The following is a 13,706-nucleotide window of genomic DNA, read 5'->3' as shown; positions in this document are numbered from 1 at the left end:
GTCAGGCAGCCCCCAGCAGCACATAACAGGTTTCATCATTGTCCTGCGCAGCATCCGGCATCAAAAATGCACCCTCTGCCAGCCCAGTCGATGACATGGCACTCAGCCGCAGTGGGCTGACATCTTCTTTTGCCAGGATTAAACGCAAATCCACCAGCAGGGTCGGGCTGCACCAGCTCTGTAAAATACTTTTTAATTTCTCACTCTGTTGCTGTCTGGGTAAATACTGCAGGTACTGTTGCCGTCTGAGTGGACCAATCTGTATTTCAATTCTGCCGTCAATCTGACGGATGCTGTCACCACAGAAGGTATTGATCCCCAGCAAAGCCGGCCCTCCCACACTTGACTCACCCAATTGGGCTTTTTGCTCATCTGAAAGCTGGAATTTTTCTTCAATGAATTCCTTAATTTCAATTTCCTGATGAAAAATACAGCACAGCATGGTTTTTAATGCATGTGCGGTATTGTTCTGCCCCTGCATCAACCCGGCAAACTCAGCAAAATAATCATCCAGTTGCTGCTGTTGATGCTGAGTACTGATATAGCCATTTAAGGCATGCAGAATATTCAGATAGTGGTTTTCATGCTCAACTTCATAACGTACCGGCAAGTTATAGGCCAGACTGGCATCCACATACTGGGCCGTAAATTTATGATTGAACAGATCGATGAATTTATGCACTTCCTCACGCTGTTTACGTGGTGTCTGCCGGATTTTACTGGTATAGACATAAGGTAATACCCCCTGAATACCGGTTAATCCCACCATTAACCCGGTCATCTGAATTTTTCCATCCTGCTCAGTCAATGATTCAATTTCAGCTTCAGGAAAATTTAAATTCAATGAACTTGCAAATCTGAACGCATCAGCCCAGGACTGACTTTTCTGCTGAAAAGGTACATGCCTGAACAGCCGTGTCGTCTGAATAAATTCGTAAGCGGCAGGTGACTTAAAAAGCTCATCAATTACAGAAGCTTCTTGCCACCAGTGTTCTGCACGCATTGGTATAACTCCTGTTGGGTATTTGAGTCAGAAATCAGTACATTGACAAAACTGTTCATCTGAACCTTTAAATTAAAAATATGGCTGAGCAATTCGCTGAAAATATACAGGCTGTGCCCCCTGAAAATCTGAGCGTCAATGGACAGCGTCACCTGTACCCCACGGACAAACATCGGAAAGGGTTTTGCCTCCACCAGCCGGTGGGTCAGTTCAAACTTAATCTGCTTGATCGCATCAATGATCAAATGGTTTTCCCTGGACTTCGGCAGGTTATACAACTCCAGTAATTCCTTGATATGACTGACTGCATCGCCCTTCATTAAAGCCAGTGTATTCAGTGAAAGATGTGAAATGACCCGCCACTGTTCCTTCTTATTCTGCTCAAAATGACAGGGAACCGTAGGACGTTTCAGCAAACGTATCTGATGTGTTGCATCACTGTCATTCAGGCTGAGAATATTATTGGACTGACTGAGTGCCTCGTGGGGTAAATCACGATTCGAACACAATAACCGGGTACTGATAAAATCAGATTTAATCTGATGCGGGCTCAGCTGCCTGGAAATAATGGTATAACCGGTTTCCACAAACTGACTGTGCAGCTGTGTGGGATTCAGGGCATAGAAAAACTGAACTTCATCGCCATGGTAATGGCTCATGGCGAAAAACGGCAGAACCGGGTGCAACACCTGATCCTGATCACTTTTCTCACGCACCATATTCATCTCTAAAATGGAGTACACCTGATAAAGCTCAGGATGCCGCATATCTGCAATCAGCGGATATTCCAGCTGCTTATGATCAATTTTCTGCGGTTCTGCCTGTTTTTCAAATAGATTGACCACCGGCGTGGTAAACAGCTTGAAGTTGGCGACATTCAATTCCGAATAGTTCCGGACAACGGCCTGATCATTCAGGTTCAGCTTCAGATGGATCTGAAGTTCAAAACTACCCTGCGTCAGATTCAGATGTTTTAAAAAACTGAGATCAAGATTCAAATAATTATATTTATCGGGAAAGCAGAAATATTCCATCAATAACCGATAGGCATGGTGGGTATGCTGGTCAATCGGTAACAGGCTTTGCGACTCAGTAAACCCCATCACCTGAAAAGGATTCTGAATATCAATCACCCGGTGATCTGTCTTCATGCTGAAACCGGTGCTGTTCAGAAAAACACTGTCCAGTAGCTGCAAGGGAAAATTGGAAATAGCATCCAGATAAATGGGCAGCTTTTCATGTTGCAACCATGTATGTGCCTGATTAAAAATTTCAAACCTGAGGCTGAGTGTTGCATTCTGGTTCAAATGAATATGAGCACTCGGATTAGTTCTGAAATTCAGCTTTGTCAACTGCAGTGGCAACAGACGCACTTCATTTGTAGTATTAAACTCACAGTGCACCCCCTTGACATTACGGGATTTTAAAGCGGTATGCCTGGCAATGGAATGAACTTCAGTCAGCTGCAGCTGCTTGCCGGCATCTTCAAAACTGACGACGGAACAGGCAGGGAAATGACGCAGATACTGAGGAAACATGACCTCAAATAACGCACGTGTAAATATGTCATAACTGTCGGTCAGTTTTTTATCAATTCGTGCTGCAATTAGTGAAAAAGCCTGGATTAAGCGCTCAATATGCGGGTCATCAATCTGCTCCTGATTTAAGGACAGACGCTGTGCAATTTTTGGATACTTTTGTGCAAACTCCCGTGATTGCTGACCAAATTCCTGTAATTGCTTTTCATAATACGGCAAGAGTTCTTCAATCAAATCGCACCTGCTTTATGCCCTGGCAGAAATTACATACTGCTGAGTTGTCGGTTTTAACAATGCATCAAAAATCACGGGTTCATATAAGGGGTGAATATTCAGATACGCCTGGATACTCAGACACAACACGCCCTTATTGTGCCCATCCATCAGCATTTGCACATTAATATGCTGCAAACGTGGCTCATGTGATGCAATTGATGCTTCAATGGATTTACAGATTTTGCTCCGGTCAGTCGGATTGGCAGTCGACAAACCCACAAAATCGATAATGCCAAACTGTAAAATTGACTTTTTGACCAATGGAAAATCGTCAATAATATGATCCAGATTGACCATCCGGCTATTCAGTAAATCCTCCAGATCCTGTGCGACAGATTGACGCAATTCCTGAATGGAGAGCCCCCTGGACGTTTCATTTTCCGGAATCAGACGATTGAATAATGTCGAACGGAATCCATAGGGATGGAGCTGATCTATATTCATTGCTGTTGTATTTCTTTTTTAAAAGTGGTCCATAATAAAATAAATAGAGGCTAAAACTGAGTTTAACCCCTATGAAAATCAAATTGTTACATTAAGCAGCATAAGATGCGGTATTGTTGGAAAGTGACCATTTCTTAGTCACAGCACCTTTCTGAGTACCGTTGATATCCTGCTGGTTATAAGTCCACTCAACCGCTGCATATTTCAGACCGAATGCTTCAGTAGGAACACCTTCTTCATTTACAGTCGGTGTAACACTTGCAACCAGTACGTGTTTCAGTTTGATCTGCAGATACTTAATGCGCTTATCACCATTTGCACGGTAAAAATCGATCTGTACCTCATCAAATGTATAACCCGCTGAACAGGCTTCCCACAGCTTGGGACTGGTTGCATCCAGGTCCTTCACAAAAAGCATGTCAGCATGTTCAACACGTTCTGCCGTATGACCACCAACGCTTGAAGACGTCGCTGATTTCGGTTGACGGATGTTGTGCGCCCAGGAGTTTACTTCGAGCCAGTCTTTGTGTTCGGTGTCCCGGGACTCACCATCCACTTTATACTTGCCACGAAATTGAACGTATATGTCTTTCATTGGATTCTTCCTGTTTATTTAAATTTAAAGTTATTATCAAGCTGTGCTCATTTTTAATTTGAGGACTGAGGTAACTCAGTAACGAGTCGCAAAGAAACAGACAACTCATCCAGCTGAAAATGTGGTCTTAAAAAGACCACAGACTTGTAGTGTCCTGGCTCAGCAGGGTTCTCTACAACCTTAACCGATGCTTCACGCAATGGATATTGAGCTTTTGCTTCCTGTGAAGCGCCATCATCAAGCAATACATACTGAGATAGCCAGTCATTCAGGAAAGCCTCAACATTACCGGCTGAAGCAAAGCTTCCCACTTTATCCCGCATCATGGCCTTTAAATAATGCGCAATACGGGAAACGGCCATAATATATTGAATCTGACTTGACAATGCAGAGTTTGCATTTGCTGTATCGCTGTCATATTTCCTGGGTTTCTGGGTAGACTGAGCCCCAAAGAAAGCAGCGTAATCTGTATTTTTACAATGCACCAGGGGAATAAACCCAAGGTCACTCAACTCTTTCTCACGACGATCAGTAATGGCGATTTCAGTCGGGCATTTAAACGCCACCTCACCATCACTGGTTTTAAAAGTATGTACCGGCAGGCCTTCCACCATGCCGCCGCCTTCCACACCACGGATTGCCGCACACCAGCCATGCATATCAAAAGCATTGGTCAGACGTGTACCGAATGCATAAGCTGCATTCATCCACAGGTATTCATCATGATTCTGGCCGGACACTTCCTCAACAAAGTTAAAGCCCTCAGTCACCATGCCATCCTTTGGATGGTACGGCAGACGCCCCAACACTCTTGGCATGGTCAATGCCACATAGCGCGCATCATCACTTTCCCGGAATGAACGCCACTGAACATATTCGGCTGTTTCAAAAATTTTCGATACATCCCTGGGACGATCAATATCCGTAAATGACTCCAGTCCCAGCATATTTGAACTTGCTGCAGAAATAAATGGCGCATGCGCTGCTGCAGCCACATGTGAAATCTGCTCCAGCAAATACATGTCCGAAGGCGTACGGTCAAATTCAAAATCACCGATCAGTGTTGCATAGGGCGCGCCACCGAAAGAACCATATTCTTCTTCATAAATTTTCTTGAACAGAGAACTCTGATCAAAATCCGTTGCCCCCTGAAAGTCCTTGATCAGCTCTTTCTTGGTGGTATTCATCATGCGGATTCTGATCATCGGATTGGACGGCGTTTCCTGACAGAAATAATATAAACCGCGCCAGGTCGACTCAATTTTCTGAAACTGCTCATTGTGCATGATTCTGCTCAGCTGACTGGAAATCAGTGCATCAATTTCTGCAATCCGCTTATCCAGCGACAGCGTCATATTTTCAGACACAGTAATGGTTCCTGCCATCACCTCCCTGGCCAGTTCACCAATCAGATTCCGGGCACGGTCATGTTCCTCTTCATTGCGGGCGATACGACTCTGTTCCACAATGGAGTCCAGTAAACTTTCCTGCTGAGTCACCGTACCGTCAGCAGCAGCTGCCTGTAAATTAGTCATTGTCTGCTCCCGCCTCTACACTCAGCTTACGAATCTGATCCGTATTTTTCAGCACTTCATCCAACAGATCTTCCAGCCGCTCACTGTTGGAAATCTTGTTGCGCAAATCGGTCAGGCGCTCACGGGCTTCAACCAGTTTACGCAGCGGCTCCACCTGCTGGGCAACCTGTTCCGGCCTGAAATCCTCCATGGACTGAAATGTCAGATCAACCGACATGCGGCCACCTTCTTCGGTCAGTGTGTTTTCGACCTGGAAAGCAGCTCTTGGCGCCAGTGATTCCATGACTTCATCAATATTTTCCAGATCAACATTAATGAATTTCTTATCTTTCAGCTTGGTCTTTTCCAGTTCCGATGCAGCAGAAAAGTCACCCAGAACACCGACCACAAACGGTAATTCCTTAATTTCCTTCCCGTCACCCACCTCCACATCGTAAGTCAGCTGAACACGGGGAGGTCTGATGCGCTGTAGTTTTTTCTGTACGCTTTCTCTTTTAGCCATAATAAAATTCCTTCATTTTAATCCTAAAGATCCTTAAACGGATTTGCACCTGACCTGGTCGCCGGGGCAGTTGTTGTCGTCGCCTTTTGTTTATTCACCGTACCGCTGCCGGCTGCCTTACTTTTCTGACTGACCGTTTTCTTTTTCCTGGTGACTGGCGCTGCCGGACTACCGGACCGAGCCGTTTTCACGACAGCCCCTGCTTTCGCCTCATCATCCGCTTTTGCATCCACGATGACCGGGGTTGGTCGGGCAAGTGCGATTTCATCGGAAAAACCCTTTGCCACCGGATATGTCCCGTCTTCGGTTAGATAACGCAGCTCATGCTCACGCATTTGCTTTAATGCAGTATCTGCAACACTGACACCCGCCAGAAATTTAGTATCTGTTAATATGGTGCTCTGAATATTCTGGGCATGCAGTGTATTTATCAGCTGTAATGCTTTTAAATTCTGACCAAGCTGCTGAAATCTCTGAGCCGCCTGCACCAGTAAATTATTTTTATTATCCTTGTTTTTTTTGTCGCATATTTGCTGATAAATTCCCAGCAATGCAGCATCCTTTTCACCGCTCACAAGGGGGTTACCCTTAATACAGCTTCTTTTCAGCTGTATATCAGCAGGTTCATTTGCATACGTCGCCTCACCACATAAACCGGCACATATAGCAGTACATAAAATTACTGTTCTATTCAAAATAAGCCTCTGTATATATAATAAATTTCCGAGTTTTTATGAAATAATGCAGATTATTCAAACTCATTCAGACTCTATAAAAAAACCCATAAAATCATCATGAAACATAAATTATGTTCCGATTAAACTAAACTCATACCATTCAAGTCAAGACAGTTTAATATTTATTTATTAACTAAATATTTCAAGAATATAATATAAAAACACAATAACGCATCAAATTTTTAATAATTTTATTCACAAACAGATATTTTTATGTACAATAACTGAAAGCACTTCATAAAATAACGCTCAATCCGTTGATATTCATTATCTTTAACGAATGTCAAATCAGCCAGCTCCATTATTTATACAAGTTATTTATACAAGAAAGATGAAGTGAAACACTCGAGACTAATGATGAATAATTTAAAGATTCTGATTACCAGGCTATCCAGTCCTGCCCGTACGGCATTAGAGAAATCTGCAAATTTCTGTATTAATCAGAAAAATTATGAGATTGAAATTGAACATTTATTCTTTGAATTATTAAATCAGAATAATGCAAGTGATATTGAGATCCTGCTGAATAAATACCATGTTTCCACACATTTATTAATGGATGATTTACAGGAAACCATCTCACAGCTGCCCAAAGGCAATACCCGCACACCCATTTTTGCAAAGTCGATCACCAGCCTGTTGGAACAGGCCTGGTTGCTGGCTTCCGCTGAACAGAATCCAGTCATCCGCAGTGGTCATTTACTGGTGGCATTGCTGACCGCACCGGACCTGTATCAGATTGCGATCCGAGCCTCCAGCCTGTTTGACCTGTTACCAATCGACACCATGAAACATAAGTTTCTGGAAATCTGTGCTTCAAGCTCAGAACACGAAAAAGAACAAAAACTTAGCAACAAAGAAGACACCGACATTCCAGCATCTGCAGAGAATAATCCACAGAAAAACAAAACCCCGGCACTGGATCAGTACACCATTAACCTGACTGAAAAAGCCCTTCAGGGAAAGATAGATCCGGTCATTGGCAGGGAATATGAAATCCGCCTGATGCTGGATATTTTAATGCGCCGTCGTCAGAATAATCCAATTCTGACCGGTGAGCCCGGGGTCGGAAAAACGGCGGTTGTTGAAGGGCTGGCGCTGAAAATTGCTCAGCATCAGGTCCCGGATGCCCTGAAAAATGTTCAGCTGCATACACTCGATATGGGGCTGCTTCAGGCCGGCGCCAGTGTCAAGGGCGAGTTTGAAAATCGTCTGAAACAAGTGATTCAGGAAGTCCAGAATTCAACATATCCAATTATTTTATTTATAGATGAAGCACATACTTTGATCGGTGCCGGTGGACAGGCCGGACAGAATGATGCCGCTAACCTGTTAAAACCGGCATTGGCCCGTGGCGAACTCAGAACCATCGCCGCCACCACCTGGGCAGAATATAAACAATATTTTGAAAAGGATGCTGCGCTCAGCAGGCGCTTTCAGGTCATCCAGGTTGAAGAGCCGACCGAAGAAGTTGCCATTGATATGCTGCGCGCCATGATTCCCGTCATGGCAAATCACTTCAATTTACAGATTGATGATGAAGCCATTGTCACCGCGGTACATGCTTCACATCGTTATATCAGCGGACGTCAGTTACCGGACAAGGCCATCAGTGTGCTTGATACCGCCTCTGCCCGGGTTGCACTCACTCAGAATGCCCAGCCGGTCAGACTTGATCAACTTAAGGCCCGGCAATACAACCTGAATCTCGAGCTGAAGATTGTCGAAAATGAACAACAGCAGTTTCCCATCCACAGTGAGCGCCTGACTGCATTAAAACAGCAGCTTGACAGTCTGAATCATGACATTCAGCAAACTGAGCAAAAGTGGCAACAGGAACTTGAACTGGTCAGACAGATTCAGGCACTGCAACAACCGTCGGACTCAGCTCAGCCGATCAATCAGCCTGAGATTATGCAACTGCGGGAACAGCTGCAACAGTTACAGGGGCAGGACCCGCTGGTATTCGAGCGGGTCAATGCCCGGATGATCAATGAAATTATTTCTGACTGGACCGGGATTCCAGTCGGTAAAATGGTAAACGATGAAATCCGGCAGATTCTATCGCTGAAAGAGAAGCTGGGTGAGCGGGTGATGGGACAGGACCATGCACTGACACAGCTTGTTCAGGGCATCAAGACCTCGAAAGCCCGACTTGAAGATCCTGGCAAACCTCAGGGGGTATTTCTGCTGGTTGGCCCGAGTGGGGTCGGTAAAACTGAAACAGCGCTGGCACTGGCCAATGAATTATATGGTGGTGAATCACATCTGATTACCATCAATATGTCTGAATACCAGGAGGCACATACCGTTTCATCCCTGAAGGGAGCGCCACCGGGTTATGTGGGCTATGGTCAGGGCGGTGTCCTGACCGAAGCTGTACGCCGTAACCCCTACAGCGTGGTCCTGCTGGATGAAATAGAAAAAGCGCATGGCGATGTACAGGAGCTGTTTTACCAGGTCTTTGACAAAGGCATGCTGGAAGATGGTGAAGGACGGGTGATTAATTTTAAAAATACCACCATCCTGCTGACATCAAATGCAGGCTCCGGCAGCATTATGCAGGCCTGCCTGAATCATCCGCCGGCAGAGTGGCCAACCGCCGAGGAACTGACTGATCAGTTGAAACCTGCGCTGTACAAACACTTCAAACCTGCATTCCTGGGACGTATGCGTATTGTTCCCTACTTCCCACTGCATGATGAGCTGTTGGTCCGCATTATTCAACACAAATTAGGCAAGATCACGGCCCGCCTGGAAGCACAATATGCCACAAAAGTTAAATACAGCGAGGATCTAATTGAACTATTACTCAGTCGCTGTACTGAAGTGGATAGCGGTGCACGTAATGTTGACAATATTTTAAATGCATCGGTATTGCCGGCACTGGCCACCGAAATCCTGGTTGCTTTGGCCGAACAGAAATTACCACAGCAGATTCTGATCGATGTTCAGGACGATGAAATTATTTACCAGCTCGACCCCAAAACTGAAAAGACCAGCAGGAAACGCGGCAGAAAGGCGAAAACAGCAGACACCTGAAAGACATTTAAAGAGAATCATATGACATGAGTTTAGACATCGATATTCTGCTCAATCCCATTTCAGAAACCCATTTATGTGGAGAGGACTGTTCATTCTCCAATGAGTTTCATGAAATAAAAAAAGCCAGGACCCAGGACGACCCACTGCTTGATTTAGGTGATTGGGTCTCGGAACCGAAACAGGCAGACTGGTCCTTTGTTGCTGAAAAAACCGCCGAATTGCTGCAGAATAAAACCAAGGACATCCGCCTTTTGACCTGGCTGACAGAAGCCTGGACACATCTCTATGGTTTTGAGGGAATTGCCTGCGGGCTTGAGCTTGCCCACCGGATGCTGGATCAGTATTGGCTGACCATTAATCCGGAAATTGAAGATGATGATCTTGACCAGCGACTGGGGCTTTTACAGGGTTTAACCCATCAATTGCCCAGTCTCATTAAACAGGTGCCATTGCTCAATACCCAGCCGGGTTATTCACTGCTGGATTATGAAAATTTTCTGCATCAGCAGAACAATCGCCGGAAAAATACCGATGAATCCGGAGCCGTGGAAAGCTCACCTGAACTGGAACAGTTTGATCAGGCACTGTCCGGCAGCTCCCGGGACTTTCAGCTCAGACAGTATCAGTACTTCAATGAGATCTTGCAGCACTGGCAAGTCATCAAACAGGTCCTTGATCAGCTCATGGAACTTGAAGCCCCCAGTTTTGCCAATATTGACTCTCAGCTGGACAGCATTCACAAAACCCTGAAAAAAATTTATAAGGCAGACCATGTGGCTGCCACCCCGTCAGCAGCGACAGATCAGACACTATCAACAATACCAGCGGTACAACATATTTCTGATGGATCACAACAGATGGTGCCCATAATGGACAATCAGCATCAGCAATCGTTTCAGCCACAAGCCCAGAACCATTTACAAAATCGTGAACAGGCCATGAAGGTACTGCAGGACATTGCAAATTACTTTCAGACCAATGAACCTCATAGCCCGGTCAGCTATATGCTGCAAAAAACCATTAAATGGAGTCAGATGCCCCTGCATGAATGGCTGACCCAGGTCATTAAGAATGACAGCCCCCTGGAGTCAGTACAGGAATTATTAGGGGTTCAACACAACAGCAACGAATCAAACGACTGGTAAGCTCTTATGTTTAAAGCGGAAAAAATTCTCTGGGGTGAAGGTCTGTTTTTAAGGCCTCAGCACTTTCAGCTCCAGGATACCTATCACGAACAGCGTTTAAACCATACAATCCGTTCAACCGTACCCTTTGCCTACGGTATACAGGACATCCGCTATGATGAAAGCCAGCTGGGTACCCATATTCTGACACTGGAAAAAATTGAAATGGTCTGGCAGGATGGCGAAATCTACAACGCCCCTGCACGGGACTTATTGCCCGAGCCGGTTCAGCTGGATGATCTGGATCTGCATGGAGAAATGCTGATTTATCTGGCATTGCCTGTTTTACAGGCCAATAAACAGAATGTTGACTCGAAAAAAGGCACTCAGCCCACCCGTTACCATTCATACCTGGCTGAAACCCATGATCTGTTTACAGAAGCCACTCCGGCTGCAATTTCTCTGCTGAAACGACGTGCAGCACTGAAATTACTGGAAGTCGGTACAGATCCCAATCATGATCTGGATGGTTTCCTCTACCTGCCTGTCGGAAGAATTAAACGTCACAGCTCGGGTAATTTTGAACTTGATCATAAGTTTATACCACCGATTCTGCATATTGAATCATCTGAATCATTACTCAACGATCTAAAACGCACCCTGAATGTCATTAAAGCCAAAATTAAAACCATTCAGGCCAATAACCGGGAAAATGAACAGAAGCTGATCGAGTTCCGTTCCGGTGATATTGTGTCCTTCTGGCTGGTTAATGCTTTAAATACAGCACATTCAACCCTCAACCATCTGTTGCAGAACCCTCAGATTCATCCTGAGCGCCTGTTTTATGAATTACTGCGTTTAACCGGTTCCCTGCTGACCTTTTCCACCGCTTATGACGTTGAGCATTTACCACAATATAAGCATCATCATTTACAGGACAGTTTCACACAGTTGGACATCATTCTCAGAGACCTGCTGGATACCATTATTTCAAGCCGCTATATTAATATCGCGCTGAAGGAAGTCCGGCCATCCTACTGGGTTGGTAGCCTCGAATCGGACAAGATTACCCGGGAAAGTCGCCTGTATATTGCGGTTTCAAGCAGCATGATGCAGACCCATGAACTGGTACAAATTGTTCCACTGCGTTTCAAAGTCGGCAGTACCGTCGATGTCGAACAACGTGTTGTCGCAGCTTTACCAGCCATTCCAATTCATCATTTAATGCAGGTCCCAACCGCAATACCGGTACGTTCCGGGGTCAGCTACTTTGAAGTGGAGCCCCACCATGAGCTGTATCAGCGCATGCTGGAGTCCGAATCAATCTGTATTTACGTCCCCGCAGGATTCCAGGATATCAGCCTGGAATTAATTGCGGTCATGAATGCCTGAAAATAAGGAGCAAAACAAATGAGTCAATCCGGCGGGGCCCCTTCCTTATTTGATGATGGTCAGATTGGCAGTGGCGTCCAACCTCCCCTGAACTCGCGGATATCACAGACGGCCAATCTCGTTGATTTGCTGCATGATGGTTTTTATCTGGTTTTTTTAATCAGAAACCAATACGTCCCTGAGAAAGCTGATGCGTTCCGGGAAAAAATCCTGGATCTTTTAAACCAGTTTGAACAACAGGCGAAAAAACTGCAATTTTCAGCAGAAGATATTCACGACGCAAAATACGCTTATTGTGCATTGCTGGATGAAACCATTGTCACACAACAGGATCCCCGTTTCTTTGAGCTGCAGAACTCCTGGCTGATCAGCCCCTTACAGTTGAGCCTGTTTGGCTCACAACTGGCAGGTTATCGTTTTTTTGAATTTCTGGAACAACTCAGAAGTCGGGGTAAAGACCGTCTGCCGGCATTGGAAGTATTTCATTATTGTCTGCTGCTCGGCTTTCAGGGTAAATATCGCATTGAATCCATTGAAAGTTTAAATCATCTGGTCGCCCGTACAGGCGACGAAATTGATTATCTGAAAGGGAAAAAAGCTGCTTTTTCACCCTTTGCCGCTTTACCGGATCAAATCAGGAATATGATTCATAAAGAGTTGCCTTTTTTATGGATCCTTCTTTTTTTATTGCTATTTGCTGTGCTGGCATTTTCCGGTTTAAGGTTCATGCTGTCAAAACAGGAAAATGCAGCGCTGTCTCATTTCAGCAATGTCATCAGCAGCCCGACTGAGCAGGCAAACATTACCATTCATCTACCTTAAAAAAGACAACAATATGACACAGGACAATCGAAATTCACTGCGGGTTTTACAACGTACGAACCAAAAATCACCTGCCCGTGTAACGCGCCATCTTCTGCTGGGGTTTATCATCGGCGTGATATGTGCCTGCATGGTGATCTTCATTTATAGCGCCAGTGTCAATCAACCGTCCAAAACAGATTCATTCAGTACACAACAACAGACAGACACTCTGCAAAACATGGCTGATCACATTCCTTCCGAGGCATCGACCAACCCGTCGGATGACTCACAGGAAGATGATCCTAACTATACACCCATAAATGAAAAGGAATTCAGTGGCTTGTTTAAGCATCAAAAACCCGCAGCTGATGTGAAACCGCGTCCAGGCACCTCACCCTTTGACAATGCTTTCGGTTCAGAGCAGAAATCGAGAACTGCTGTCAGACCGGCCGCGAACCAGACCAGGGCATCCGCACCCATTACATTGCAAACAACCACTGTACCGTCAGCCATCGGGCAGAAACCGGTCAGTGTTGTGGCAACTGATCAAAATATAAAAGAAGATACAAAAGATCAGGATGTTGAATTACCGAAAGGTTCAGTGCAAATTTCAATAACTCAGACACCAAAAGAGGATTAAAATGTCAGTGGTTGTCCCTGTTGAACGCCATTTTCCGATCCTGTCAGATAAAAATAAAAGAACCGCGATGA

The 13,706-nt window shown here is 45.1% G+C and carries 12 protein-coding genes; 5 read left to right on the top strand and 7 right to left on the bottom strand.

From position 1 onward, the window contains the following. Nucleotide 1: 1 nt before the first annotated feature. From tssG to ACT6PV_RS00135, 7 genes are all read right to left on the bottom strand, one after another. Nucleotides 2-1,003, bottom strand: a complete 1,002-nt coding sequence (gene tssG / locus ACT6PV_RS00165) for a type VI secretion system baseplate subunit TssG (RefSeq protein WP_445114523.1) — start codon at nt 1,001-1,003, stop codon at nt 2-4. Then, the gene (gene tssF / locus ACT6PV_RS00160) at nt 967-2,775 is read right to left on the bottom strand and encodes a type VI secretion system baseplate subunit TssF (RefSeq protein ID WP_445114522.1); all 1,809 of its coding nucleotides are present in this window, start codon (nt 2,773-2,775) and stop codon (nt 967-969) included. The genes tssG and tssF overlap by 37 nt, the downstream gene beginning before the upstream one ends. Before the next feature lie 12 nt (nt 2,776-2,787). Continuing rightward, nucleotides 2,788-3,261, bottom strand: a complete 474-nt coding sequence (tssE, locus tag ACT6PV_RS00155) for a type VI secretion system baseplate subunit TssE (RefSeq protein WP_445114521.1) — start codon at nt 3,259-3,261, stop codon at nt 2,788-2,790. 91 nt (nt 3,262-3,352) lie between these two features. After that, nucleotides 3,353-3,856, bottom strand: coding sequence for an Hcp family type VI secretion system effector (locus ACT6PV_RS00150; protein WP_445114520.1), 504 nt, complete (start codon nt 3,854-3,856; stop codon nt 3,353-3,355). A 53-nt stretch (nt 3,857-3,909) separates the two neighbouring features. Continuing rightward, nucleotides 3,910-5,391, bottom strand: coding sequence for a type VI secretion system contractile sheath large subunit (tssC, locus tag ACT6PV_RS00145; RefSeq protein WP_445114519.1), 1,482 nt, complete (start codon nt 5,389-5,391; stop codon nt 3,910-3,912). Further along, a complete protein-coding gene (gene tssB / locus ACT6PV_RS00140; RefSeq protein ID WP_445114518.1) occupies nt 5,384-5,893 on the bottom strand; it encodes a type VI secretion system contractile sheath small subunit in 510 nt (169 codons plus the stop codon). The genes tssC and tssB overlap by 8 nt, the downstream gene beginning before the upstream one ends. Nucleotides 5,894-5,916: 23 nt before the next feature. Next, nucleotides 5,917-6,468: a hypothetical protein gene (locus tag ACT6PV_RS00135; RefSeq protein WP_445114517.1), complete on the bottom strand. Its 552-nt coding sequence runs from the start codon at nt 6,466-6,468 to the stop codon at nt 5,917-5,919. A 516-nt stretch (nt 6,469-6,984) separates the two neighbouring features. Here ACT6PV_RS00135 and tssH point away from each other — a divergent pair. The 5 genes from tssH to ACT6PV_RS00110 all read left to right on the top strand — a co-directional run bounded on the left by tssH (nt 6,985) and on the right by ACT6PV_RS00110 (nt 13,635). Beyond that, nucleotides 6,985-9,672 carry a type VI secretion system ATPase TssH gene (gene tssH / locus ACT6PV_RS00130; RefSeq protein ID WP_445114516.1) on the top strand — a complete coding sequence of 896 codons (2,688 nt, stop codon included), beginning with the start codon at nt 6,985-6,987 and terminating at the stop codon, nt 9,670-9,672. Nucleotides 9,673-9,698: 26 nt separating this feature from the next. Then, nucleotides 9,699-10,820, top strand: a complete 1,122-nt coding sequence (gene tssA, locus ACT6PV_RS00125) for a type VI secretion system protein TssA (protein ID WP_445114515.1) — start codon at nt 9,699-9,701, stop codon at nt 10,818-10,820. A 6-nt stretch (nt 10,821-10,826) separates the two neighbouring features. After that, a complete protein-coding gene (gene tssK, locus ACT6PV_RS00120; RefSeq protein ID WP_445114514.1) occupies nt 10,827-12,191 on the top strand; it encodes a type VI secretion system baseplate subunit TssK in 1,365 nt (454 codons plus the stop codon). Nucleotides 12,192-12,209: 18 nt separating this feature from the next. Continuing rightward, a complete protein-coding gene (gene icmH, locus ACT6PV_RS00115) occupies nt 12,210-13,013 on the top strand; it encodes a type IVB secretion system protein IcmH/DotU (RefSeq protein ID WP_445114513.1) in 804 nt (267 codons plus the stop codon). A 130-nt stretch (nt 13,014-13,143) separates the two neighbouring features. Then, a complete protein-coding gene (locus ACT6PV_RS00110) occupies nt 13,144-13,635 on the top strand; it encodes a hypothetical protein (protein WP_445114512.1) in 492 nt (163 codons plus the stop codon). Nucleotides 13,636-13,706 lie beyond the last annotated feature (71 nt).

It is taken from the genome of Acinetobacter sp. WZC-1, from assembly GCF_052544965.1.
This window is presented reverse-complemented; position numbering and strand designations above follow the sequence as displayed.